This is a genomic window from Aeromonas simiae (assembly GCF_000820125.1).
Lineage (GTDB): Bacteria > Pseudomonadota > Gammaproteobacteria > Enterobacterales > Aeromonadaceae > Aeromonas > Aeromonas simiae.
The window spans coordinates 17,644-40,382 of sequence record NZ_CDBY01000057.1; the positions used below are offsets into that span (position 1 = coordinate 17,644).

The 22,739-nt window shown below is 63.3% G+C and carries 24 protein-coding genes and 5 tRNA genes; 19 read left to right on the forward strand and 10 right to left on the reverse strand.

Annotated elements, in window-relative coordinates; genetic code table 11:
• The first annotated feature begins 142 nt into the window (after positions 1–142).
• From BN1134_RS11190 to BN1134_RS11200, 3 genes are all read left to right on the forward strand, one after another.
• Positions 143–1,357, forward strand: a complete 1,215-nt coding sequence (locus BN1134_RS11190) for a UPF0149 family protein (protein WP_042047298.1) — start codon at positions 143–145, stop codon at positions 1,355–1,357.
• A 99-nt stretch (positions 1,358–1,456) separates the two neighbouring features.
• Positions 1,457–1,918, forward strand: a complete 462-nt coding sequence (locus BN1134_RS11195) for a MarR family winged helix-turn-helix transcriptional regulator (protein ID WP_042047302.1) — start codon at positions 1,457–1,459, stop codon at positions 1,916–1,918.
• A gap of 3 nt (positions 1,919–1,921) precedes the next feature.
• Positions 1,922–2,110, forward strand: a complete 189-nt coding sequence (locus BN1134_RS11200) for a DUF4250 domain-containing protein (protein ID WP_042047303.1) — start codon at positions 1,922–1,924, stop codon at positions 2,108–2,110.
• Positions 2,111–2,179: 69 nt separating this feature from the next.
• On the opposite strand, the gene BN1134_RS11205 is transcribed toward BN1134_RS11200, so the two are convergent.
• Positions 2,180–2,779 (reverse strand): FMN-dependent NADH-azoreductase, encoded by a 600-nt coding sequence (locus tag BN1134_RS11205; RefSeq protein ID WP_042047304.1) that lies wholly within the window; start codon positions 2,777–2,779, stop codon positions 2,180–2,182.
• Between the two features lie 270 nt (positions 2,780–3,049).
• On the opposite strand from BN1134_RS11205, the gene BN1134_RS11210 reads away from it, so the two are divergent.
• The 4 genes from BN1134_RS11210 to BN1134_RS11225 all read left to right on the forward strand — a co-directional run bounded on the left by BN1134_RS11210 (position 3,050) and on the right by BN1134_RS11225 (position 5,609).
• A complete protein-coding gene (locus BN1134_RS11210) occupies positions 3,050–3,403 on the forward strand; it encodes a hypothetical protein (RefSeq protein ID WP_042047305.1) in 354 nt (117 codons plus the stop codon).
• Positions 3,404–3,407: 4 nt separating this feature from the next.
• On the forward strand, positions 3,408–4,586 hold the full coding sequence (gene purT, locus BN1134_RS11215) for a formate-dependent phosphoribosylglycinamide formyltransferase (RefSeq protein WP_042047306.1): 1,179 nt from the start codon (positions 3,408–3,410) through the stop codon (positions 4,584–4,586).
• An 86-nt stretch (positions 4,587–4,672) separates the two neighbouring features.
• A complete protein-coding gene (gene hxpB / locus BN1134_RS11220; protein WP_042047307.1) occupies positions 4,673–5,320 on the forward strand; it encodes a hexitol phosphatase HxpB in 648 nt (215 codons plus the stop codon).
• A gap of 85 nt (positions 5,321–5,405) precedes the next feature.
• The gene (locus BN1134_RS11225) at positions 5,406–5,609 is read left to right on the forward strand and encodes a CPXCG motif-containing cysteine-rich protein (RefSeq protein WP_042047309.1); all 204 of its coding nucleotides are present in this window, start codon (positions 5,406–5,408) and stop codon (positions 5,607–5,609) included.
• 60 nt (positions 5,610–5,669) lie between these two features.
• Here the strand turns inward: BN1134_RS11225 and BN1134_RS11230 are convergent, their stop codons facing one another.
• Positions 5,670–5,960 (reverse strand): YciI family protein, encoded by a 291-nt coding sequence (locus BN1134_RS11230; protein ID WP_042047310.1) that lies wholly within the window; start codon positions 5,958–5,960, stop codon positions 5,670–5,672.
• A gap of 56 nt (positions 5,961–6,016) precedes the next feature.
• Positions 6,017–6,628, reverse strand: coding sequence for a riboflavin synthase (locus tag BN1134_RS11235; RefSeq protein WP_042047312.1), 612 nt, complete (start codon positions 6,626–6,628; stop codon positions 6,017–6,019).
• 120 nt (positions 6,629–6,748) lie between these two features.
• Here BN1134_RS11235 and BN1134_RS11240 point away from each other — a divergent pair, with 120 nt between their 5' ends.
• The 10 genes from BN1134_RS11240 (at position 6,749) to BN1134_RS11285 (ending at position 12,469) form a co-directional block, all read left to right on the forward strand.
• Complete coding sequence (locus BN1134_RS11240) at positions 6,749–6,955, forward strand: YaeP family protein (protein ID WP_042047314.1); 207 nt, start codon at positions 6,749–6,751, stop codon at positions 6,953–6,955.
• A gap of 120 nt (positions 6,956–7,075) precedes the next feature.
• Positions 7,076–8,425, forward strand: a complete 1,350-nt coding sequence (locus BN1134_RS11245) for an MATE family efflux transporter (protein WP_042047316.1) — start codon at positions 7,076–7,078, stop codon at positions 8,423–8,425.
• 157 nt (positions 8,426–8,582) lie between these two features.
• A tRNA-Val gene (locus BN1134_RS11250) sits at positions 8,583–8,659 on the forward strand.
• 14 nt (positions 8,660–8,673) lie between these two features.
• Positions 8,674–8,750: transfer RNA gene (locus BN1134_RS11255), tRNA-Val, on the forward strand.
• A 9-nt stretch (positions 8,751–8,759) separates the two neighbouring features.
• Positions 8,760–8,836 (forward strand) — tRNA-Val (locus tag BN1134_RS11260).
• A 6-nt stretch (positions 8,837–8,842) separates the two neighbouring features.
• Positions 8,843–8,919: transfer RNA gene (locus BN1134_RS11265), tRNA-Val, on the forward strand.
• Between the two features lie 6 nt (positions 8,920–8,925).
• Positions 8,926–9,002: transfer RNA gene (locus BN1134_RS11270), tRNA-Val, on the forward strand.
• 196 nt (positions 9,003–9,198) lie between these two features.
• Complete coding sequence (locus BN1134_RS11275; RefSeq protein WP_042047319.1) at positions 9,199–9,855, forward strand: Bax inhibitor-1/YccA family protein; 657 nt, start codon at positions 9,199–9,201, stop codon at positions 9,853–9,855.
• Positions 9,856–9,988: 133 nt separating this feature from the next.
• Positions 9,989–12,097 (forward strand): YccS family putative transporter, encoded by a 2,109-nt coding sequence (yccS, locus tag BN1134_RS11280; protein WP_042047321.1) that lies wholly within the window; start codon positions 9,989–9,991, stop codon positions 12,095–12,097.
• A gap of 36 nt (positions 12,098–12,133) precedes the next feature.
• A complete protein-coding gene (locus tag BN1134_RS11285) occupies positions 12,134–12,469 on the forward strand; it encodes a TusE/DsrC/DsvC family sulfur relay protein (protein ID WP_042047323.1) in 336 nt (111 codons plus the stop codon).
• Between the two features lie 52 nt (positions 12,470–12,521).
• Here the strand turns inward: BN1134_RS11285 and BN1134_RS11290 are convergent, their stop codons facing one another.
• The 7 genes from BN1134_RS11290 to BN1134_RS11320 form a co-directional block, all read right to left on the reverse strand.
• Complete coding sequence (locus BN1134_RS11290; protein WP_042047325.1) at positions 12,522–13,346, reverse strand: SPOR domain-containing protein; 825 nt, start codon at positions 13,344–13,346, stop codon at positions 12,522–12,524.
• Entirely contained in the window at positions 13,346–14,602 is a 1,257-nt protein-coding gene (gene folC, locus BN1134_RS11295; protein WP_042047327.1) for a bifunctional tetrahydrofolate synthase/dihydrofolate synthase, read from the reverse strand. The genes BN1134_RS11290 and folC overlap by 1 nt, the downstream gene beginning before the upstream one ends.
• Before the next feature lie 2 nt (positions 14,603–14,604).
• On the reverse strand, positions 14,605–15,468 hold the full coding sequence (accD, locus tag BN1134_RS11300) for an acetyl-CoA carboxylase, carboxyltransferase subunit beta (protein ID WP_042047329.1): 864 nt from the start codon (positions 15,466–15,468) through the stop codon (positions 14,605–14,607).
• Positions 15,469–15,584: 116 nt separating this feature from the next.
• Positions 15,585–16,397, reverse strand: coding sequence for a tRNA pseudouridine(38-40) synthase TruA (gene truA / locus BN1134_RS11305; RefSeq protein WP_042047330.1), 813 nt, complete (start codon positions 16,395–16,397; stop codon positions 15,585–15,587).
• Between the two features lie 105 nt (positions 16,398–16,502).
• Positions 16,503–18,446: a FimV/HubP family polar landmark protein gene (locus tag BN1134_RS11310; RefSeq protein WP_042047332.1), complete on the reverse strand. Its 1,944-nt coding sequence runs from the start codon at positions 18,444–18,446 to the stop codon at positions 16,503–16,505.
• Between the two features lie 171 nt (positions 18,447–18,617).
• Positions 18,618–19,631 carry an aspartate-semialdehyde dehydrogenase gene (locus BN1134_RS11315; protein ID WP_042047334.1) on the reverse strand — a complete coding sequence of 338 codons (1,014 nt, stop codon included), beginning with the start codon at positions 19,629–19,631 and terminating at the stop codon, positions 18,618–18,620.
• Between the two features lie 56 nt (positions 19,632–19,687).
• Positions 19,688–20,809 carry a 4-phosphoerythronate dehydrogenase gene (locus BN1134_RS11320; RefSeq protein ID WP_042047444.1) on the reverse strand — a complete coding sequence of 374 codons (1,122 nt, stop codon included), beginning with the start codon at positions 20,807–20,809 and terminating at the stop codon, positions 19,688–19,690.
• A 137-nt stretch (positions 20,810–20,946) separates the two neighbouring features.
• Here BN1134_RS11320 and BN1134_RS11325 point away from each other — a divergent pair, with 137 nt between their 5' ends.
• Together BN1134_RS11325 and trxB are read left to right on the forward strand one after the other, a co-directional pair.
• Positions 20,947–21,657 (forward strand): phosphatase PAP2 family protein, encoded by a 711-nt coding sequence (locus tag BN1134_RS11325; RefSeq protein WP_042047336.1) that lies wholly within the window; start codon positions 20,947–20,949, stop codon positions 21,655–21,657.
• A gap of 96 nt (positions 21,658–21,753) precedes the next feature.
• Positions 21,754–22,701, forward strand: coding sequence for a thioredoxin-disulfide reductase (gene trxB, locus BN1134_RS11330; protein ID WP_042047445.1), 948 nt, complete (start codon positions 21,754–21,756; stop codon positions 22,699–22,701).
• The last annotated feature ends 38 nt before the right edge of the window (positions 22,702–22,739 follow it).

The following is a 22,739-nucleotide window of genomic DNA, read 5'->3' on the forward strand; positions in this document are numbered from 1 at the left end:
CTTGGGGCTGCATCTTACCGCAAAGCCGCCATGGCAGCACCGCCCGCTTGCTGGCTATTTGCGCAAACAGACGCTTAATAGCTGCGAATAACCCTACTTTTGGATAGACTTCGCGCTCTTTCTTGATCCTGAGGAGCTGTCGATGACGCCGTCCGTCCGAACCCGCCACCTAAACGCCTGGCTCGAACAGAGCCCACTCGAGTTCAGCTATCCGGCCCTGCACGGCTTTCTCTGTGCCCGGCTGGTCGGCCCCGAGCAGGCTGACTGGAGCGTGCCGCTGGCCGGACTGTGGCAGGGAGAGTTGGATGAAAAGAGTGCGGCCGCGCTCAAGAGCCTCATCAATGAGCTTGAGGCTCAGGCCGACGAGGCGCAGCTGATCCTGCCAAGCCAGTGCCGCCTGCCCAGCGACGATCCCGAGTCGGTATTCGCCTCGGATCAGCCCCTGAGCCAGTGGAGCCAGGGATTCAGTCTCGGCTTTGCCAACTGGCCGCGGCCGAGCAACCTCAACGATCCGCTCACCATGCAGCGCTTTAGCCTGGCCGCCGAGCTCTGCCTGTTTCGCGATCGCCCCATGGCCGAGATGCTCCACCAGGCGGCGCCCGATGCCCCGGCCCTGCCCGACTTTCTCAAACGCAGCCGCCAAGGCATGAAGGCCGCCCTCAACACCCTGTGCCACCTCGAATCGGCCGAGTTGTCACGGCGCGAGGCAGCCCCTGCGGTCGAGCTGGACGCCGAGCGGGCCAACCGCTGGCAAGGGTGGTTCGATATGGCGGCCCGTTCGCGCCAGAGCAGCGAACGCGAGCAACTGTTTGCCCGCATCGTCGATGATGCCGCGCCGCTGTTTGATGAGGCCTTCTGGCAGGCGCAAGGGGGCTTTGCCTGGAACGAGCCGAGCGCCCGCCCCGTGCTGGCCGCCCGGGCCGGTCTGGCCGATAGCCTGCGCCAACAGGGCAAATTCGCGGCCGCGCGCGACGAATATCTGGCTCTGCTTACACTGTGCCAGGACGACCCCATGGGGTGCCGCTATCCGCTCTCCAGCCTCTATGCCCTGACCGGAGAGTGGCACGCCCTCAATGAGCTGCTCTCCCGCTTCGATGAGGCCTCGGGTTGGGTACAGTTCAACCGGGTGCTGCTGATCTATGTGCGCGATGGCGCTGACGCGGCGGCCCCCCTGTTGACACAGGCGGTCGCAGCCAATCCCCACATCAAGGCCTGCCTGCTGGGTAGCCGCAAGTTGCCTAAGTTCGAGCCGGAAGGGTTCAATGCCGGCAGCCGCGACGAGGCCGCCGCTTACGCCATGGCGACCCGCGATGCCTGGCTGCGTGCCGGCGCCCTACCCTGGCTGCGTCAGCGGTAGCACCAGAAGCGTGGAGCCGCATTGATAAATGGCGTATCATGCTCCCGTATCAGCAGAAACTGCCCTCTTGGGGGCAGTTTTGAGAATGCAGGAGACGTTATGCACAAACCTATCGGCCTGCTCCAATACTATCCTCCCTACCAGCTGGTTCACGCCGCTGAGATGGTGCGAGAGACTTTCGAGCAATTTTACCAACAGCGCTACCAGCTGACCGTTCCCCAATGGCGCCTCATGATGGTGCTGGGTGCCCAGTATCCCATCAGCCAAAAAGAGCTGGTCGAAGCCAGCGGCATGGACAAGGTGCGCATCTCACGCGAGATCCACCGCCTCGGCGAGAAAGGGATCGTCAGCACCGAGAGCCATGCCCAGGACAAGCGGATTAATCTGGTCTCGCTCACCCCTGCCGGCCTCAAGCTGTTCCAACAGCTCAAGCACGATATCGCCAGCTGGGAGACCACCCTGAGCCAACACCTGCCCGACGAGGCGCGCCTGCAGATCAACCAGCAGCTGCGCGAGCTTGGCGAGGCGATCGGCAAGCTGCACATCCTCAGCCAGGAGTAAGCCATGGGCCTTGAACGCTTCGCCACCATGGACGTCAACATGCTGCTGAGCTTGGTCAACATGCAGCTGCGCGATAACTACCGCGATCTCGACGATCTGGTGCGCGCCCACGATATCGACCGCGCCGCCCTAGAGGCACGCCTGGCCGAAGGGGGCTTTCACTACCAAAGTGAGCAGCGCCAGTTTCGCTAAAACGGCGCGTAACAGGCAAACGCAGAAGGGCCGGCATATTGCCGGCCCTTCTTGTTATCGCGTATTGGCTCAGGCGACCAGTTCGGCCATCTGGGCGCGGGCAGCTTCCAGCCCCTTGGCTACCGCATCCGGCCCCATGCCCATGCCTTCGGCATAGACAAAGTCGACGTCGGTGATGCCGATGAAGCCGAGGAACAGCTGCATGTAGGGGGTCACCAGATCGCTCGGCTGACCCTGGTGGATACCGCCACGCGGGCTGACGACCACGGCGTGCACGCCCTCAACCAGACCGACCGGACCGGTCTCGGTGTAGGTGAAGGTCACCCCGGCACGGGCCACCAGATCGATCCAGTTCTTGAGCTGGGTCGGGATGTTGAAGTTGTACATGGGCGCAGCGATCACCACCAGATCGCTGGCTTTGAGCTCAGCAATCAGCTCGTCGGAGAGGGCGACCACGCTCTTGGCACGCTCGCTCAGATTGTCACCACCGCGCAGGGCACCGGCCAGCTCGCCATCCAGTACCGGCAGGTTGAGGGAGGCCAGCTCACGCACACTGATCTGATCGTCGTGGCCCTTGCTCTTGCGCTCGGCCAGGAAGCTGTCGATCAGGCCGTTGGACTGGGAGTAGCTGCCCAGGATGCTGGATTTGAGTACGAGTACCTTGCTCATGGTGTTTTCCTCTGATGTTAAAGCGGTCTGTCTGAACCGATGGGCACACTTTACCCATCCCTCGCACACCATCACAGCGAAAAAGTTGCCTCAATTCATTCAAAATATTTGAACAGACTTTCCTGGCTGATTTTCCTGCACTAGCAACCTCTTTATCCCACTGCGGCTTGGCATGACAAACGATTGCGGATATTATTTGTCGCACTTTTTTGACAGCTGTCCCCCATACCGCACATGCACAGGCACGCCCCCCTCGCCGGTGCAGTCTGGATGATGGTCGCCGGTCTTTGCTTCGCCGCCGTCAACAGTCTGAGCCAGTACGTCAGCTTCGCGCTGGGCTTCCCCTCGACCCAGGCCGCCTTCCACCACTACCTCGTTGCCCGCGCCGACAGCGTGGCCGAAGCGTCGTTCGTGCCACCGTTTGAGGTTGCCAAGCTGCCGCTCAACCTGGCCGCCGACGGGCTGGGGTTTGGCTGGGCTCCGCCGGGCCACCTGTGGCTTGCTGCCGCCATCATCATCTGCGCCGTAACGCGACTGACCCACCTTGAGCCGCGTCAGCGCCCGATCCTGAGGCACGCCCTGCGTGCCTCTTTGTTTATTGCCGCCACTAGATGTAAGGAGTGAGATCATGCTGGGAACCGCAACCCGCCCCTCTGCCACCCGTGCCCTGCTGCTGGGCTCAGGCGAACTGGGCAAGGAGGTCGCCATCGAGCTGCAACGTCTCGGCGTTGAAGTGATGGCCGCCGATCGTTACGAAGGGGCCCCCGCCATGCAGGTGGCGCACCATGCCTGTACCCTCGACATGCTCGATGGTGCCGCCCTGCGCCAACTGGTCGAGACCTTCCGCCCCCACCTCATCATTCCCGAGATCGAGGCCATCGCCACCGAGACCCTGCGCGCGCTGGAGCAGGAGGGCCACCGTGTGGTGCCCACCGCCCGCGCCACCCAGCTCACCATGAACCGCGAAGGCATTCGCCGCCTCGCCGCCGAAGAGCTGGCCCTGCCCACCTCCCCTTATCGCTTCGCCGACGATGAAGCGGCCTTTCGCGCCGCCGTGGCCGAGGTGGGGATGCCGTGCGTGGTCAAGCCGGTGATGAGCTCCTCGGGCAAGGGGCAGAGCGTGGTGAAAAGCGAGGCCGATGTCGCCCACGCCTGGCAGTATGCCCAGGAGGGGGGCCGCGCCGGCCGTGGCAAGGTGATCGTCGAAGGGTTCGTCGACTTTGACTACGAGATCACCCTGCTCACCGTGAGCGCCGTCGACGGCATCCACTTCTGCGACCCCATCGGCCATCGCCAGGAGGATGGGGACTATCGCGAATCCTGGCAGCCCCAGGTGATGAGCGACGCGGCGCTACGCCGCTCCCAGGAGGTGGCCGGTAAAGTGGTGGCCGCCCTCGGCGGTCACGGCCTGTTCGGCGTCGAGCTGTTCGTGAAGGGGGATGAGGTGTGGTTCAGCGAGGTCTCCCCGCGCCCCCATGACACCGGCATGGTGACCCTCATCTCCCAGGATCTCTCCGAGTTTGCCCTGCACGTGCGCGCCATCCTCGGCCTTCCCATCGGGCGCATCACCCAGTACGGGCCGAGCGCCTCGGCGGTGGTGCTGCGCGATGGCGACAGCAGCGACATCCGCTTTGCCGGCCTGGCCGAGGCGCTAGCCCCGGTGCCCGGCGCCCAGCTGCGCCTGTTCGGCAAGCCGGAGATCCACGGTCGCCGCCGTCTTGGGGTGGCGCTGGCGCGTGGCCGCGACACCGATGAGGCGGTCAGCTTGGCCAAACAGGTGGCCGATCGCGTCGAGGTGAGCGCCTGATCGGCGTATGATGGCGTAAAGCGGGGGCACCAGTGCCCCCGCCACTTTTCATGGCGCACCTGACACCAACCGAGGGGGAGAGAAACATGCTCAAGGCCGTGATTTTCGATATGGATGGGGTACTGCTCGACTCTGAGCCCTTCTGGGCACGGGCCCAGATGCAGGTCTTCGGCGCACTGGGGCGCCCCATGAGTCAGGCCGACTGCGATGCCACCATGGGGATCCGCATCGATCAGCTGGTGGCGCTACGCTACCCGGAGCTGGTCAACCCGCCGAGCCAGGAGGAGGTGGTCAACCGCATCGTGGCCGAGGTCAACCGCCTCATCCGCAGCGAAGGCACCCCGAAGGAGGGGCTGGATCACGCCATGGCGCTGATCCGTGATCAGGGGTTGACCATCGGTCTTGCGACCAGCTCTCCCATGGCCATGGTGCACAACGTGCTGGAGACCCTCGGCATCGCCCACCACTTCGCGGCGCTGCACTCGGCCGAGGTGGAGCGCTTTGGCAAGCCTCACCCGGATGTCTACCTCCATGCGGCCGAGAAGCTAGGGGTCGCCCCCGAGGCGTGCCTGGCCATCGAAGACAGCTTCAACGGCCTGCTGGCCGCCAAGGCGGCGCGCATGCAGGCGCTGATCATCCCAGATCCGGCCCTGCGCGGTGATCCGCGTCTGGCCATTGCCGATCTTAAGCTCGATTCGCTAGCCCAGCTGGAAGCGGCGCATCTTCGCCGATAAAGGTGCGGTCACTCCCAGTTTCTCATGCCGCGCCAGACTAGACTGAAGGAAAGCAAGAGACGCCCCACAGGGCCGGGAGGAGATCATGATCACCTACACCAGCAAGCGCATCGTCTGCCCCCACTGCGGCCACCACACGCTGGTGGAGCTGGATGCCAGCCAGGGGGATCAGGAGTTCTATGAAGATTGCATGGCCTGCTGCAACCCCATCCACCTGCGTCTGCACCGGGATGAAGCGCGCGACTGCCTGCAACTGTTTGTCGATTCGGACGACGAGCAGATCTTCTAACGCAAACGGGGCCCAGTGGCCCCGCTTTTTCTCCGCCTACGCCCCGCGCTGGCACCAGCCTCAGCGCTCTTGCCAAGCCTCCAGCCCCGCAGCGCTCATACTCGGTACAAATTCGAGCACCTCATGATCCGCCACGCCGGCCAGCCGGAAGGGATCGCTTGCCAGCACCAGCTCTAGCGCCTCACGGGTGAGGCCATGGGCCAGGATCACGCCCCCTGTGCGCGGTACCCGGCGACCGGAGGCGAGAAAGTGGCCCGCCGCATAGTGCGCCTTGAGCCACTCAACATGAGCGGGGATCAGCGCATCTATCTCAGTGAGCGCTCGTACATAGGTCAATGTGACAACAAACACGGCACTCCCTCCTGGGGTCGGAAACCCCATATGGTGTCATGGCCCGGCTAACAGGCTTATTGCCGGGCTGCCAGCACCCGCTCCACCGTATCGACGATGGCCTGGGTCTGGGGATCGATCTCGATGTTGGCCTGCCAGCCGACGCGTACCCAGCCAAGGTTGGTGCGGGCCAGGGTCTCGGGGATGAGGTTGACGCAAAAGCGTGTCCCCTCCACCTCGCCGATGGTGAGGCTGGCCCCGTCGATGCCGATGTACCCTTTGGTCAGCACGTAACGCATCAGCTCGGGGGCCAGTTCAAACCACACCTGACGGTTGTTGGGGCTGTCGCGCACCTCGCACACCCGCGCCGTGGCCATGATGTGGCCGGACATGGCATGGCCGCCAATCTCGTCGCCAAAGCGCGCCGCCCGCTCCACGTTGACCCGATCGCCCACCTGAAGCGCGCCGAGGTGAGTCAGGCGCAGCGTCTCGCGCATCAGATCAAAGCTCACCGCCTCCCCCTCGATGCGGGTCACGGTCAGGCAGCAGCCGTTGTGGGCCACCGAGGCCCCGATTTGCAACCCCGCACCCCAGGCCGGGCTCGGCATGCGGATCACATGGGTGCGAAACGCCTCTTTCTCATCGATGGCCAGGATCTCGGCCACCCCTTGGACAATGCCTGTAAACATAAGGACTCCTTATCTGGAACTTCGCAAGGGTACCCCCCTGCGGCAATCCGGGGCAAGGGGTGGGCAAGGGAGCGGCAAATCGCTATAGTCGCGCCATTCGTCATCTCAAGGAGATCTGCCATGACCGTTTATGAATGTTGCGAAGCCGTGCGTGCCGCCTACAGCCAGATTGGCTCGGGGGATGTGGGCTATGTGCCCAAGGCGATCGCCGCCGCGGTGCGGGCCCTCAATGCCGTTGCCAGCGACGAGCGGGTGCCGGCTGAGCTGCGCGAGCAGGCCGCCTTTGCCGCCGCCAACCTGCTGATCAGCGATCACCAGGACGCATAAGTTTTCTTTCGGGTCCCGGATCGTTACACTGGGACCCGCAACATCGGCCATCCTCTCCCCTGGCCCCCGATCCCGCTCTTTACTCCTGTTTTTGCTCTATCCGACCCACTGGAGGTATCAGTGCAGTCCTATTGGTCCGAGGCCCGTAATCTGGTGCGCCTCGCCGCCCCTATCCTGGTCGCGCAAGTCGCCCAGGTGGCCATGAGTTTTGTCGATACCGTGATGGCCGGCCAGGTCAGTGCCCTCGATCTGGCCGCCGTGTCGGTCGCCTCGAGCTTCTGGCTGCCGATCATCTTGCTGGTACAAGGGGTGATCATGGCGCTCACGCCCATCATTTCCCAGCTCAGCGGCGCCCGCAAACACGATCAGATCCGCCCTGCCGTACACCAGGGATTCTGGCTAGCGCTGCTGGTGATCCCACTGGCCATGTTGGCGCTCTATGTCAGCCCCAAGGCGCTGGTGCTGATGGAGGTGGAGCCGGCACTGGCGGCCAAGACCGCCGCGTTTTTGCACGCCATCATGTGGGGATTGCCCGCCTTTACTCTGTTTCAGGTGCTGCGCAACTTCAGTGAAGGGCTCTCCCACACCATTCCCACCATGGTGATCGGCTTCGTCGGCTTGGCAGTCAATATCCCGGCCAACTGGATCTTCATCCACGGCCTGTTCGGCATGCCGAAACTAGGCGGCGTTGGCTGCGGCGTGGCCACCGCCATCGTGCTGTGGGCCATGCTGCTGGCGATGATCTGCTATCTCTACTTCTCCCGGCTGTTCAAGGAGTACGCCCTGTTCAGCCAGTTGGCCCGCCCCAACGGCAGCCGCATCTGGCGCATTTTTCGCCTGGGCTTTCCCATCGCCATGGCCATTTTTTGTGAGGTGACCCTGTTTACCGTGGTGGCGCTGCTGCTGGCCCCACTCGGGGCCGAGACAGTCGCCAGCCACCAGGTGGCGCTCAACTTCTCCAGCCTGGTGTTCATGCTGCCCCTCTCCATCGGGGTGGCCGTCACCATCCGCGTCGGTCACAACATCGGCGAGGGCGACCCGGCGCAGGCCAAACGGGCGGCCCGTACCGGCCTAGTGCTTGGCCTGACGGCCGCGGCCACCACCGCCCTGCTGACGGCGCTGCTGCGCCACCAGATTGCCGACGTGTACAGCGATGACCCCCTGGTGCTCACCCTCGCCGCCAGCCTGCTGCTGCTGGCCGCTGTCTATCAGCTCTCCGACTCGGTGCAGGTGATCGCCGCCGCCGCCCTGCGCGGCTACAAGGACACCCAAGCCATCTTCTACATCACCCTGGTGGCGTATTGGGGCATGGGGCTGCCGGCCGGGGTGCTGCTCGGCATGACGGATGTGGTGGTGCCCCGCATGGGGCCACAAGGTTTCTGGATTGGTTTCATCGTCGGGCTGACCGCTGCCGCCCTGATGCTGAGCCTGCGCCTCAAGCTGATCTACGGGCGTTTTGCCCGCCCCTGAACGCAAGCGGCCCCCCGGGGCCGTTTTTCATTCCCCACGCCCGTAAAATCAACAGGCTGCGCAAGAACTCGGCAAACAGTCAAGGAACGCGAGGGGGATTGTTGACAGCCTGTGGGGGCATGGGTAGTATGCCGCCTCGTCAGCGATGACGAAGCGTGGGTTTATAGCTCAGTTGGTTAGAGCACTACCTTGACATGGTAGGGGTCGTTGGTTCGAGTCCAATTAAACCCACCACGATTTCATATGATGCGCTCTTAGCTCAGTTGGTTAGAGCACCACCTTGACATGGTGGGGGTCGGTGGTTCGAGTCCACTAGAGCGCACCATCACATTTTGCGTCCTTAGCTCAGTTGGTTAGAGCACCACCTTGACATGGTGGGGGTCGGTGGTTCGAGTCCACTAGGACGCACCAGATTGCGGGTTTATAGCTCAGTTGGTTAGAGCACTACCTTGACATGGTAGGGGTCGTTGGTTCGAGTCCAATTAAACCCACCACAATCTGCGCTCTTAGCTCAGTTGGTTAGAGCACCACCTTGACATGGTGGGGGTCGGTGGTTCGAGTCCACTAGAGCGCACCATCATTCGCGAAAGCCCGCTCCTCGAGCGGGCTTTTTGCATTCATCCGGCGCCATGCCGTCATTTATTCATGACACGTACAGCTCGCTGGGCAATAATCCCCATCATGGGTTGCGATCCGTCCGGCACAACCCCATGTTAGGAACATGCCGCGGGCTGTTTCCCTCCCGCGTCCCATTTATCAAGAGGATCAACCAGATGGAAACCCGTTCTGTCTTTACCGGTGTGCAGAGCACCGCTCGCGACACCAACAAGGTGCTGCGTAACACCTACCTGCTGCTCTCCCTCACCCTGGGCTTCTCCGCCCTGGTGGCTGGTGTTGCCGCCACGCTGGCGCTGCCGGCGCCCCATTGGGCTGTGTTCCTCCTCGGCGCCTATGGTCTGATGTTCCTGACCGAGAAGAACCGCAACAACAGCATGGGGCTGGTGTTCACCTTCCTGTTCACCGGTTTCATGGGCTACACCCTCGGCCCCATCATCAACCTGTTCATGAACAACGGCGGCGGCGACATCGTCCTGACCGCCATCGGCGGTACCGCCCTCACCTTCTTCGGCCTGTCGGCGTATGCCCTGACCACCAAGCGCGACCTCTCCTTCATCGGCGGCATGCTGTTTGTTGGCTTCTGGGTGCTGCTGGTGGCCATGGTCGCCAACATCTTCTTGCAGATGCCGGCCCTGCACCTGGCGCTGTCGGCCATGTTCATGCTCTTCTCCTCTGGCGCCATCCTGCTGACCACCCAGCAGATCGTGCGTGGCGGTGAGACCAACTACATCTCGGCCACCGTGACCCTCTATATCTCCATCTACAACATCTTCGTGAGCCTGCTCAGCCTACTGGGCGGCAACCGTAACTGATCGTCCATGACGAATGAATGCAAACCCCGCCACGGCGGGGTTTTTTATCCCTTCTGATTTGGATCAGTCGGCTGGACACGCGTTTGCGTTACCATCACTATCCACTGATTCGTTCCGGACCCTGTTGTCATCCATGCCTACCGACTTTCTCGGCCAACTGCGCCGCTTTCTCACCGACAGCCACGTCTACTTCGCCCTCAAGGTGCTGATCGCCATCCTCGGCATTCTCGGCTTCTCACTGGTCACGGGGGATCTCAAGATCGCCGTGCTGCTCTCTCTCGGTGTGGTGGCCGGTGCCATCGCCGAAACCGACGACCACCTGTGGGGGCGTATCAAGAACCTCACCATGACACTCGGCTGCTTCCTGTTTGCCAGCTTCTCGGTGCAATTTCTCTTCCCCTGGCCCTGGCTGTTTGCCCTCGGGCTGGCCAGCTCGAGCTTCCTGTTCGTCATGGTGGGGGCGCTGGGCCAGCGCTACGCCACCATCAGCTTTGGCTCGCTGCTGATCGCCATCTACACCATGTTGGGTGCCGCCAACGCGCCCAACCTCTATTACCAGCCGCTGCTGCTGTGTGCCGGCGCCCTCTGGTACGGCGTGGTCTCCCTGCTCTGGCTTTGGCTGCTGCCCTACAAGACCCTGCACGAGCAGCTGGCCCAGGGCTACTTCGCCCTCAGCCGCTACCTGCTGGAAAAATCCCGCTTCTTCCCCGCCGACGAGCACGGCTCCCAGGCGATCCGTCACAACCTGGCGCTGCTCAACATCGAGGTGGTGCAGGCGATGAACCTCGCCAAGGCGAGCCTCAACAGCCGCCTCGGCCAGCATCGCTCCCCCGAGCTGGCGCGCCTGCTGCAACTCTATCTGCTGGCCCAGGAGATCCACGAGCGAGCCACCTCGAGTCACTACCCCTACAGCCAGCTCGAGCAAGATCTGAAACAGGGCATAGTGCTGGAAGGGTTCCAGGAGGTGCTGCTGCAACTGTCTGAGGCATGCCAGCGCCTCGGTTACAGCATTCTGGTGCACAAGCCTTATCAACATTCGCGCCGCAGCCACTGGACCTTGGAGGCGCTCGGTGACCAGCTCGAGTTTACCCATCTCAAGCAGCACTACCCGAACAGTCTACTCACCCCGATGAAGTTCCTGCGCCGCAATCTGGCCAGCATCAACGCCCTGCTCGAAAGCGCCGCCAACCTGCCGGAGCCGCAAGGAGAGCTGCCTGCGCTGGCCCGAGCACCGCGCATCAGCTGGCAGGTGCTGCGCCAGCACCTCTCGCTCGACTCCATGCTGCTGCGCCACGCCATCCGTATCTCGCTCGGGCTGGTGATGGGGTACGGCATCTTGCAAGCCTTCTCCCTCGACAAGGGGTACTGGATCTTGCTGACCGTGCTGTTTGTCTGCCAACCGAGCTACAGCGCCACCCGTCGCCGTCTGGTGCAGCGGATGCTCGGCACCTTCATCGGGATCCTGCTCGGGGTGCCGGTGCTGCTGCTCTTTCCCGACCTGCAATCCCAGCTGGTGGTCATGGGGCTGGCCGCCTTCCTCTTCTTTACCCAGGTGCGCCTCAACTACAGCGCGGCGGTTTGCTTTATCACCCTCTACGTGCTGATGGCCTTCAACCTGCTCGATAACATAGGGCTGGCCATCGTCGCCCCGCGCCTGCTCGATACCACGGTCGGCTGTCTGCTCTCTTATGCCCTGGTGGCCTGGCTCTGGCCCGACTGGCAATACAAGCGCCTGCCCGCCCTCATCGCCCGCTCCCTCTCGGCCAACGCCGGCTATCTCGACAAGGTGCTCTCGGCCCTGCATCAGGGGCGCAGCGAGTCGCTCGACTACCGGTTAGCGCGCAAGCAGGCCCACCAGGCCGACAGCGAGCTGGCACTGGCCTGGCAAAGCATGCTGGTCGAGCCGCCCAAACACCGCCACTTTCTCGAACTCTGCTTCTCGCTCACTTGGCACAACCATGCCCTGCTCTCCTATATCTCGGCACTGGGGGCACACCGCGATACCCTGGAGGCGATCGAGGGGCTGGCAGAGATCAACGGCTACCTGATGCAGACCCTCGACAGCGCGGCGCTGCAGATCACCGGGCAGCAGGCCGATCAGCCGATTGGGCACTGCCCGGTGCTGAGCCCGGATCAGAGCGAAGAGCACCTGATGCTGGCCCAGCAGCTCAACCTCATCAGCCGCCAGGCCGAGGAGCTGCTGGCGTTGGCCCGCCAGACCCGGTTGCTCACCCAAGGGTGAGGCGCTACCATGCCCGCCTCTTTACAGGAGTCATCCATGGCAGAACTGATCTTCAACGGTCGCACCATCGCTACCGATCCCCAGGGGTATCTGTGCGACATCAATGAGTGGAGCGAGGCGCTGGCCCTGCTGCTGGCCGAGCAGGAGGGGATCGTGATGGAGGAGCCCCACTGGGAGGTGGTGCGTTTCGTGCGCGCTTTCTATCTGGAGTTCAACACCTCCCCCGCCATCCGCGCCCTGGTCAAGGCGATGGAGAAGCACTACGGCCCCGAGAAGGGCAACAGTCGCTATCTCTACAAGCTCTTTCCTAAAGGGCCCGCCAAGCAGGCGACCAAGATTGGCGGCCTGCCCAAGCCCGTCAAATGCATCTAAAAAAATACCGCGCCAAGGCGCGGTATTTTTTATTCGGTGGGTGACCCCTTTCTCAGGGGTTATAGGCCACCACAGAGCCGCTCAGCGCGGTCAGCTGGTTAAGGCGCGGCAGCATGCCCTGCAACTTGTCGCGCGACACATCGGGGCCCACCACGACACGGTTGAGCTCGCCCTGGCGCGGGGTGCGCGGCACGCTGTGAGCCGGATAACCGGCGGCGCGCAGCTTGGCGACGATGCTATTGACGCTGTCGACGTTCTTGAACGCCCCCAGCTGGATGATCCAAGAGCCCTGTGACGCCGTGGCCGCCGGCTTCGGCTTATCCAGCGTGGACATCAGATCCCCCAGCGGATCCCCAGAGCTGGCCCGCTTCGGCGCCTCGGTCGCCTTTGGCTTGGGCGGCTCTACCGGCTTGGGCTTGGATTCTGCGATCTGTACCGGTTTAGGCTTGGGATCGGGTTTCTTCTCCACCGGCTTGGTCTGGGTCACCGTCTGTGGCTTGCTCGGTGCGGCCGGCTGATGGTTGGGCGCCGGTTGGGGTTTGCTCTCGGGCTGCTGCACCGTGACAGGGCCGGAGATGGGTTCAACCTGCCACTGCTGGTGCGCCTGCTCATCGACCTGAGCGCTCTCGAAAGCCGGCTGCTGGGCCGCCGAGGCCTGCGCCTGGCTGGCCTCATGGGCCGCCTGCAACTCGCTCGCCCCCGATACTTGCAGCGCCGGCTTGGCCGGCTCCAGCTCGGGGCGCAGCGGGATCTTGGCAAAAGACTCCTCTTCGACCTCCTGCTGCTTGTTACCGTCGAGCAGATCCGGCAGGAAGATCACCACCAGGGCCACCAGGATAACGGTGCCCACCAAACGATTCTGAAATTGCGAGGCCACTATGACTCCTCTTGCTCGTGCCCGGCCAATACGTCCGCGACAGTATAAAACGAGCCAAAAACGATAACCATATCAAGGGGCTCGGAACGAGAGAGCGCCGCCATATAGGCCTGCATCACGCTCTCATGGCAGAGGCCAGCCTCCCCCAGCGCCCCGAGCAGTTGCTCGGCGCTGGCACCGCGCGGCCCACCCAGGGTGGCCAGGTGCCACTCCCCGATCAACCCCTTGAGTTCAGCCAGCGAGCCAGCCATGTCCTTGTCTTTGAGCATGCCGACCACGGCGCGACGAACCCCGGCGCATGGCAGCTCGCGCAGGCGCTGCGCCAGATACGCCGCCGAATGGGGGTTGTGGGCCACATCCACATACACGGTAGGGTGCTCCTGCAACAGTTGCAGGCGACCCGCCAGCCTCGCCTGGGCCAGGCCCCGGCGAAGTGCGGACACCTCGAGAGGCAGGCCGAGGGATTCCAGCGCCGCCAGCACGGTCACCGCATTCATCAGCGGCAGGGCCGGCTTGGGCAAGTCGGCGTAGTGGTGGATGCCGTGGTAATCCCAGCCGTGCTCCCCCACCTCAGCGCGAAAATCACGCCCCACCTGGCGCAGCCTAGCCCCGATCCGCTCGGCCTCGCTGGCGATGGTGGCCGGCGGCACGGGTTCGCCGCTGATGGCCGGCTTGCCAGCGCGGAAGATCCCGGCCTTCTCCACCGCCACCTGCTCGCGGGTGTCGCCGAGCCAGTCGCAGTGATCGAGGGCGATCGAGGTGATCATCGCCACGTCGGACTCCACCACGTTGGTGGCATCAAGGCGGCCACCGAGCCCCACCTCGAGCAACAGCACATCGATGCCGGCACGGGCGAAGATCCACAGCGCCGCCAGGGTGGCGAACTCGAAGAAGGTGAGCGAGATGTCGCCGCGCGCCGCCTCCACCGCGGTGAAGGCCTCACAGTGCAGCGCCTCGGCCAGTTCGGCCCCATCGACTCTCACCCGCTCGGTGAAACGCAGCAGGTGGGGTGAGGAGTAGACACCGACCCGGTAGCCGTGCTCTTGCAGCACGCTGGCGGCCATGGCGCAGGAGGAGCCCTTGCCATTGGTGCCCCCCACGGTCACCACCTTGCACGGCAGGGTGGTGACCCCGAGCCGGCGGGCCACCTCGCCGACACGGGCCAGGCCCATGTCGATGTTGGCCGGGTGGATGGCCTCCAAATAAGAAAGCCAGTCGACCAGCGACCGGCTTTGATCCAACGATGAAGAAGTCATGCTTACTCGGCGTCGACAGTGGTGTTCATCAGTTTGGCCATCAGGCCCGCCAGACGATCGCGCATCTCGCGGCGATCGATGATGAGATCGATGGCGCCCTTCTCGAGCAAGAACTCGGAGCGCTGGAACCCTTCCGGCAGCTTCTCGCGCACCGTCTGCTCGATGACGCGCGGACCGGCAAAACCGATCAGGGCCTTGGGCTCACCCACGTTGATGTCACCCAGCATGGCGAGGCTGGCAGAGACGCCGCCCATGGTCGGGTCCGTCAGCACGGAGATAAACGGCAATCCGGCCTTGGAGAGGCGATCGAGCGCCGCACTGGTCTTGGCCATCTGCATCAGGGAGAACAGCGCCTCCTGCATGCGGGCCCCGCCCGAGGCGGAGAAGCAGATCAGGCCGCGCCCCTCTTTGAGGCACTCGTCGACGGCACGCACGAAGCGGGCGCCGACCACGGAGGACATGGAGCCGCCGATGAAGGCAAACTCAAAGGCGCATGCCACCACGGGCACCCCCTTGAGGGTCCCCTTCATGACCACCAGGGCGTCTTTCTCACCGGTGCTCTTCTGGGCAGCAGCAAGGCGCTCCTTGTAACGCTTGGAGTCCTTGAACTTCAGAACATCCTGCGGCTCCAACTCGGCGGCCACTTCGACGCGACCCTCCTCGTCGAGGAACTGCTCCAGGCGATCCCGCGCGCTGATGCGCATGTGGTGATCACACTTGGGACATACTTCCAGGTTGCGCTCCAGCTCAGCCCGGTAAAGCACCTGCTCGCAAGCACTGCACTTGGTCCACACCCCTTCCGGAATGTTGTGACGACGCGGTGTGGTGATCTTGCTCTTGGGAAGAATCTTCTCAAGCCAGCTCATGGAATTCCTTAATGCTTTTTCTGCTTGAAAACACGACAGCACCGTGAGGATTCAATCACTTGCCGATGCTGCGGGGATATGTGGCCTGCCATTAAAGCACACTTTCTCGGGGGTAGTTACAAAAAACTGGTCGTACCCGGGGCCGAATCCGGCAACCACAGGGGGCCCAGCGGCACGCCCGGTAGCGCGAATTCATCGGGGTAGTCGACACCGACCAGGTAGAGGCCGCCCGCCTTGGCGGTGGGGCCCGCCACATTGCGATCGCGCGCCGCCAGCACCTCGGCTACCCACTCCACCGGCTTTTCGCCCTTCCCCACCTCAAGCAGGGTGCCGGTGATGTTGCGTACCATGTGGTGCAAGAAGGCGTTGGCTTTAATGTCGAGCACGATATAGGGGCCGGAGCGGCTGACGCACAAGTGCGTCACATTACGCCACGGGGTGTTGGACTGGCAGCTGATGGCGCGAAACGAGCTGAAATCCTGCTCACCGATGAGGCACTGTCCCGCCGCGTGCATCAACTCGGCGTCGAGGTGGTCGTGATAGTGGCTCACCCCGCAGCCGAGGATCGCCGGGCGGTAGTTGTGGTTGTAGATGACGTAGCGATAGCGGCGGGCCGTGGCGCTGAAACGGGCGTGGAAATCGTCCGGCACCTCCTTGAACCAGCGAACCGCGATGTCACCCGGCAGATTGGAGTTGAGGCCGAGGGTCCAGGCCGACTCCTTGCGGGCGGCATCGGTGTCAAAGTGGATCACCTGACCGGTGGCATGCACACCGGCATCGGTGCGTCCGGCACACTGGATCTCGACCGGATGATTGGCGATCTTGCCAAGGGCCCGCTCCAGCTCGGCCTGTACGCTGATCACTTCCCGTTGACGCTGCCAGCCAAAATAGCGGCTGCCGTCATATTCGATTCCGAGGGCTATACGCATGGGACACCTGAGACAATGAAAACGCGGCGAATTATACGCAAACAGGGGGCAAAAAGAAGGGCGGCCATCCGGCCGCCCTGCATCACATCAGGCATCTGATCGGGATCAGGCCAGTCGCTTGAGGAGCTTCTCCGCCTCGGCACGCTGACTGTCGGAGCCCTGCGCCGCCGCCTCTTCCAGCAGCTCGCGAGCGCTCTCCTTGTCATCGATCTCGAGATAGGCGCGGGCCAGATCCAGCTTGGCACCCACGCCACCATCGTCGGCATCGACATCAAAGCCAGTGCTCTCTGGCAGCACTTCAGGGAAGCCATCCAGGCCCACATCGAGCGACACATTCTGATAGGGCTCGTCAGAGCTGGCGCCGTGACCGGCGTCAGCCAGCAGAGCGTCAATCTCGACGTACTGCTCCTGCTGGGCGACCTCACGCTCTGGCAGCGGGGCCGCCTCGGACTCGCGGAAGGCCTCGGCAAAATCGAGCGCCAGCTCATCGTCTTGGCTGACATCGGGAGCGGCCTCATCACTCGCGGCCTGCTGCGGCGCTTCGGCCTCGGCCTGCACCTTGTCGAGCTCGGCATCGAGCTGGCTGAGATCAAACACCTCTTCGGCCAGCTCGGACGAGAGCGGCGCTGCGCTGGCGGTAAAGGGCGACGACTCGGGCTCATCAACCGCCTGCGGCTCGGGCACCAGATCCGGGTCCCGGCTGGGCGTCAGCTCCACCGCCGCGTCAGGTTCACTTTCGTCATGGAACACCAGATCGGGTTGCGCCTGCAGCGCAGAGAGCTCGGGCTCGGCCGGCTCGCGGTGCGGCGGCTCCGGCACCAGAGGCGCCACACCGGGTGCCAGCAGATCATCAAACTCATGGGAGTCTTGATCATCGAAGAAGGCGGCCGTCGATTCGGACAGGCTCTTCTCCTGCTCCTCCAGCTCGCGACGAGCACGGGCACGCAACCAGAGAGTGACCAGCGCCAGAACCAGAAGCACCGGCAGCAAGATGATCATGGCCAGATTAAGCGGGGATGAAAGCAGCTCCACCAGCCAGTTCTTTTCCGTTGCAGCCGGTACGGCGGCAGGGGTCTGCCCTTGCAGCTTGCCCTTGAGCTCGCCGATCTCTTTTTGCAACGCTGCCTGATCCACCAGCTGCGCCTTGAGGGTCTCCAGCTCCTGCGTCTGGGACTCCACCCGCAGCTTGAGGCGGTGATTGGTCTCACTCACCTGGGCCAGCTGATTGGTGGTGTCATCGAGCGCCAGCTTCATCTCGGTGGCGTTACCCGGCAGATCGGTCGCCGTCTGCGGCGGCAAGGGGGCAGGAGCCACTACGGCACTGCTGACGGCTGGCGCCAGCGCGACGGCGCTGGAGACGGCGGCAGAGGTGCTGGCCAGCGCCGCCGAAGGGGCGGCCTCGGTCTTGACCGGAGCAGCAGGTGGCAGCGCAGCACGGCTCGCGGAGGGGGCCTTGGCCTGCTCCTTCGTGGGCAGCGGTGCCGCGTCATTGCGGGGAGCCGACTTGGGCTGACTGGCCACCTTGGGATGCACCGTCAGGTTACGCACCTCTCCCAGCTCTCGGTTGGCCTGGTACTTGGGACTGATCCCCTTCCAACTGGCGTTGTCACTGCGAAAACGCGAGATGGCCTCGGCCTCGGAGATGCGCCGCGCCTCCTGCTCGGTGGGCAGCAGGATCGATGATCCGACCAGAATATGGTTGATGTTGCCATCGGCAAAGCTGCGCGGATTCTTCTCGTAGATGGCCACCATGGTCTGGTAGACGCTGACCCGACTGCTAGGACGGTAACGGTTGGCCAGACTCCACAGGGTATCGCTACGGCGCACCGGGCCATAACGCTCGCTGCGAGTGGTCGTGGCCGGAGCCACCCCCCTGGCGGTTGCCGCCGGCTGGGCAGCAGGCTGAGCAGATGCCGGCGTAGCGGCGGCGCGCACCGGCTCATCCGGCCCCTTGAGTTCGACAAAGAAGGGCTCACGCTGCTCCCCATGGGCAGGAGTCAGCAGGCCCAAAACCAGCAACGTTGCCAATGCTATGCGGGAATGTCCCATATTCGTTCCTTGTTTGACGGCCCTATCGCATTGAAAAATTTGGATAGTTAACCCGTATTTTGTCGAAACACTATAATTCAGCCGGCGTTCACAGACCAGTTGTCGGCACGCCTTCGCTGACATTTCATGCAGTTGGGGTGACCTCGGTCATGATTCCACCCCAGCGCAAGCTCACAGATAATCGCGCAGCAGCACCTCTATCGCCTGCAGGGCACCTTGTGCCACACCGCTACGGACGTTATCGGCCACCAGCCACAGATCCGCACCCAACGGATGGGAAACGTCCTGACGCACCCGCGCCACCAGCACCTCGTCACGGCCATTGGCATCTACCACGGGTGAAGGGATCCCCTCCTCCTCCTCGAACAGGGCCACCCCGGGCGCTGCGCGCAAGATGGCGCGGATCTGCTCGGCATCGAGGGGTTGCAATAACTCAAGGTGCAGCGCCAGCGCATCCCCGTAAAACACGGGCACCCGAGCCAGCGTCGGGTTGATGGCGACATCGCTGCCGAGGATCTTCTGGCTCTCTTGCAGCAACCGCCACTCCTCGCTGCTGTAGCCATTGTCGAGCATGTGGCCGCACTGCCCCAGCACATTGAACGCGATCTGGGCGGGGAAACAGGCCGGCTCGACCGGACGAGCGTTGAGCAGGGCGGCGGTCTGGCCGGCCAGCTCGCTCACCCCTTCCGCGCCCGCCCCGGCCACGGCGAGATAGCCGGCCACGTTAGCGCGAGCGACCCCCACCTCGGCATGCAGCGGACGCAATACCGCCAGCAGCTGGCTGGTGACGCCACAGGCCAGCGCAATCAGGTTACGCTGGCGAAAATCGCCGAGCGCATCCGGGTTGGCCCCCATGTACACCAGCGGCACCTCGTCATCGCTGATGAAGGCGCCACTGGTATCTAGCACGACACAACCCTGCTCGGCCGCCGCATCGGCCCAGCGCAGGCTCTCCTGCGCGGAGCACAAAAACAGCGCCAACTGGGCTTCGGCCCAGTCAAAGTGGGCCACATCCTCGACATCCAGATTGCGCCCCATGGCACGCACCGTCTCCCCGGCTTCGTCGGCACTCCCCAGCGCGACGACGCGTCCGATGGGAAGATCGCGCTCTTCTAACAGTTCCAGCACGGATTGGCCGACCGAGGTGGTGGCCCCGACAATGGCCAAGGTGAGTTGTTGACTCATCAAGATGACTCCTTTAAATGCATGAAACGGGTGTGCCACGCACACCCGTCGTGATCTCAGTAGCTGGCAGGGGAAAAACCGAGAGCGTGCAGGGCGGCCAGACTCATCGTCCCTTCCAGACGCAGCGAGGAGAGCTCACGCCGCTCCGGGTAACATTTGCGCTGTCTATCAAAACTGCCGGGCAGTCCCAGCTCGCGGCGAAAACGGGCATCATCACGGCGCACATCATACACAAGGTGCACCAGACGGCCGATGAGCGCTTGGCTCGGCGGCTGACCCAGGGTCAGCGCAAGGACATCGGGGGCCGGCAGTAAAGCGGCCAGCGCCTGGCGCGGCGAGCGACCCAACCGGGCACAGAGCGCCTCATAGAGCATCCAGGTGCCGCGCGCCTTTCCCTCCAGGCTGTAACCGGCGATATGGGGGGTGGCAATCTCGGTGTGAGGCACCAACTCGGTGAGAATGTCGGGCTCATGCTCCCACACATCCATGACCAGCGAGAGCGGGGCTGCGCCGCGCTGACGCTCGAGTAGGGCCTGATTGTCCCACACCTCACCGCGCGAGGCATTGATGAGAAACTGGTTCGCCCGCAGCGCCGCAATTCGCGCCGCATTGAGCAGGTGCCAGGTGGCGTCGGAGCCCTCACGGGTGAGCGGCACATGAAAGCTCACCACATCGGCCTGCAATGCCTCCTCGAGCGAGACAAACGACGCAGCCCCTTCCGCTCTGGCTCGCGGAGGATCGCAATAGCGCACCTGCATGCCCAAGGCGCTCGCATGGCTGGCCACGGCTCGCCCTGTGTTGCCAGCACCGACGATGGCCAGCGTCATACCGGCGAGCGTCAGGCCATGGCGCTCGGCCAGCACCAGCAGCGCGCTCAGTACATAGTCACCCACCGAGATGCGGTTGCAGCCAGGAGCGCTGGCAAACGCGATACCCCGCGCAGCCAGCAGGGGTTGATCCACATGATCGGTGCCAATGGTGGCGGTGCCGACAAACTGCAACCGGCTGGCCTGCGCCAGCAGGTCGGCGTTAACCCGGGTCACCGAGCGCACCAGCAGCACGTCTGCCTGCGCAAGCTGAGCGGCGGTCATGTCGCGACCTGGCAGCAGCGTCACCTCACCCAACTCGCCAAACAGCTCGCGGACATGGGGCATGTTCTCATCGGCCACTATCTTCAGCATGCTTACCTCTTCCGGCCCAGACCTCTTGGAAGGGCGCATTCTAACGCAAAGCCGGCGCCGATTTCATGCACCTTCGCCCTTGACCCAACACCTCAGAAAGGCACAATGCGCGCTTCACGCTATCGGAGCCCCCCATGCTGACCAACGCCCGAGTGATCACCTTCAGCTCAGCCTTGATCCTGCCCCTCGCCCTGCTGGCCTGCTCGGGTTGGACCCCCTTTCTCAACAGCAACCTGCAACAAAGCGGCCTCTATATTGCCTATCTGCTCTCAGGCACGGTCGGGTTGCCGGGGTTGATCGCCACCGCCGCCCTGTTGCTGCTGATCACGCATCTGAAGTTGCGGCTGGGTCGCCGCGAGTGGCTGCTACTGCTCGGCGCCTTCGCCGCACTGCTGTTGGCCGACTGGTGCATCAAGTCGCTCATCAAACACCTGACCCAGGAGCCGCGCCCCTATCTGGTCTGGCTCTCGGCGCAGCAACTGCTGCCTGCGCTCGATCAGTTTTATCGCCAAAGCGGCGAGCTGCGTGCCGAGCAGGTGCATGCGGCCAGCCAACTGCTCGCCCTGCCCACCTGGCTGGCCAACCACTGGCAGCACGGGGTGAACTACGCCTTTCCCTCCGGCCATACCATCGTCACCATCACCCTGGCCCAATTTTTTGGGCTCATCTGGCTGGCGCGAGCCCCCCGCGGCGCCTGGCTACTGCCGCTGTGGGCGCTGGCGGTGGGGATCTCGCGCCTGATGCTCGGCATGCATTGGGTCGCCGATCTGCTGGCCAGCGCCATTTTGGGGTCACTGACCGCGCTCTTGGCCGCTCGTTGGTGGCTGCATCACAGCCAACCTTAAACAGTGACTAGTTACTTCTATTTACTTTTCTGGCTTTGACCAAAGCAGCCTATTTTTTTACAATCCTTCCCCCTTTCACTTCGAGTGCCGATGAAGATGAGTGATTCGACTCACAGTAAATTGATTATTCTGGGTTCCGGCCCGGCCGGTTACACTGCCGCCGTCTATGCAGCCCGTGCCAATCTCAACCCGCTGCTCATCACCGGCATGCAGCAAGGTGGTCAGCTCACCACCACGACCGAAGTCGAAAACTGGCCCGGCGATCCGGAAGGCCTCACCGGCCCCCTGCTGATGGAGCGCATGAAGGCCCATGCCGAGCGCTTTGAAACCCGGATCCAGTTTGATCACATCAACGAAGTCACCCTTACTGAGCGCCCTTTCCGCCTCAAGGGCGACAGCGGTGAATACACCTGTGATGCCCTGATCATCGCAACCGGCGCCTCTGCCAAGTACCTGGGGCTGCCCTCCGAGGAGTCGTTCCAAGGGCGTGGCGTCTCTGCCTGCGCCACCTGCGATGGTTTTTTCTATCGCAATCAAGAGGTTGCCGTTATCGGCGGCGGTAATACCGCCGTGGAAGAGGCGCTTTATCTCGCCAACATTGCCAAGAAAGTGCACCTCATCCACCGCCGCGACGAGTTCCGCGCCGAGAAGATCCTGATCAAGCGTCTGCACGAGAAGGTCGAGGCTGGCCAGATTGAACTGCACACTCACCAGACTCTGGATGAAGTGCTGGGCGACGCCATGGGCGTCACCGGTGTTCGTTTGCGCAGCACCCAGGATCAGAGCCTGAGCGAGTTGCCGCTGATGGGGGTCTTCATCGCCATCGGCCACCAGCCGAATACTCAGATCTTCGAGGGCCAGCTTGAGATGCAAAACGGTTATCTCAAGGTGCGTGGCGGCCTCGATGGCTTCGCCACCCAGACCAGCATCGAAGGCGTCTTTGCCGCCGGCGACGTGGCTGACCACAACTACCGCCAGGCGATTACGTCGGCCGGTACCGGCTGCATGGCCGCGCTGGATGCCGAACGTTACCTCGATTCTTAACTATCACTGCGGAGAGTCATCCCTGTCACTCATTGCCA

Bases quoted from the DNA above. Each gene is read 5' to 3' on its own strand.
- BN1134_RS11210 (WP_042047305.1), top strand. From the start codon at position 3,050: ATGATGGTCGCCGGTCTTTGCTTCGCCGCCGTCAACAGTCTGAGCCAG.
- yccS (WP_042047321.1), top strand. From the start codon at position 9,989: ATGCCTACCGACTTTCTCGGCCAACTGCGCCGCTTTCTCACCGACAGC.
- BN1134_RS11190 (WP_042047298.1), top strand. From the start codon at position 143: ATGACGCCGTCCGTCCGAACCCGCCACCTAAACGCCTGGCTCGAACAG.
- BN1134_RS11285 (WP_042047323.1), top strand. From the start codon at position 12,134: ATGGCAGAACTGATCTTCAACGGTCGCACCATCGCTACCGATCCCCAG.
- BN1134_RS11310 (WP_042047332.1), bottom strand. From the start codon at position 18,446: ATGGGACATTCCCGCATAGCATTGGCAACGTTGCTGGTTTTGGGCCTG.
- BN1134_RS11275 (WP_042047319.1), top strand. From the start codon at position 9,199: ATGGAAACCCGTTCTGTCTTTACCGGTGTGCAGAGCACCGCTCGCGAC.
- trxB (WP_042047445.1), top strand. From the start codon at position 21,754: ATGAGTGATTCGACTCACAGTAAATTGATTATTCTGGGTTCCGGCCCG.
- BN1134_RS11325 (WP_042047336.1), top strand. From the start codon at position 20,947: ATGCTGACCAACGCCCGAGTGATCACCTTCAGCTCAGCCTTGATCCTG.
- BN1134_RS11235 (WP_042047312.1), bottom strand. From the start codon at position 6,628: ATGTTTACAGGCATTGTCCAAGGGGTGGCCGAGATCCTGGCCATCGAT.
- BN1134_RS11195 (WP_042047302.1), top strand. From the start codon at position 1,457: ATGCACAAACCTATCGGCCTGCTCCAATACTATCCTCCCTACCAGCTG.
- BN1134_RS11205 (WP_042047304.1), bottom strand. From the start codon at position 2,779: ATGAGCAAGGTACTCGTACTCAAATCCAGCATCCTGGGCAGCTACTCC.
- truA (WP_042047330.1), bottom strand. From the start codon at position 16,397: ATGCGTATAGCCCTCGGAATCGAATATGACGGCAGCCGCTATTTTGGC.
- purT (WP_042047306.1), top strand. From the start codon at position 3,408: ATGCTGGGAACCGCAACCCGCCCCTCTGCCACCCGTGCCCTGCTGCTG.
- hxpB (WP_042047307.1), top strand. From the start codon at position 4,673: ATGCTCAAGGCCGTGATTTTCGATATGGATGGGGTACTGCTCGACTCT.
- BN1134_RS11240 (WP_042047314.1), top strand. From the start codon at position 6,749: ATGACCGTTTATGAATGTTGCGAAGCCGTGCGTGCCGCCTACAGCCAG.
- BN1134_RS11225 (WP_042047309.1), top strand. From the start codon at position 5,406: ATGATCACCTACACCAGCAAGCGCATCGTCTGCCCCCACTGCGGCCAC.
- BN1134_RS11200 (WP_042047303.1), top strand. From the start codon at position 1,922: ATGGGCCTTGAACGCTTCGCCACCATGGACGTCAACATGCTGCTGAGC.
- BN1134_RS11315 (WP_042047334.1), bottom strand. From the start codon at position 19,631: ATGAGTCAACAACTCACCTTGGCCATTGTCGGGGCCACCACCTCGGTC.
- folC (WP_042047327.1), bottom strand. From the start codon at position 14,602: ATGACTTCTTCATCGTTGGATCAAAGCCGGTCGCTGGTCGACTGGCTT.
- accD (WP_042047329.1), bottom strand. From the start codon at position 15,468: ATGAGCTGGCTTGAGAAGATTCTTCCCAAGAGCAAGATCACCACACCG.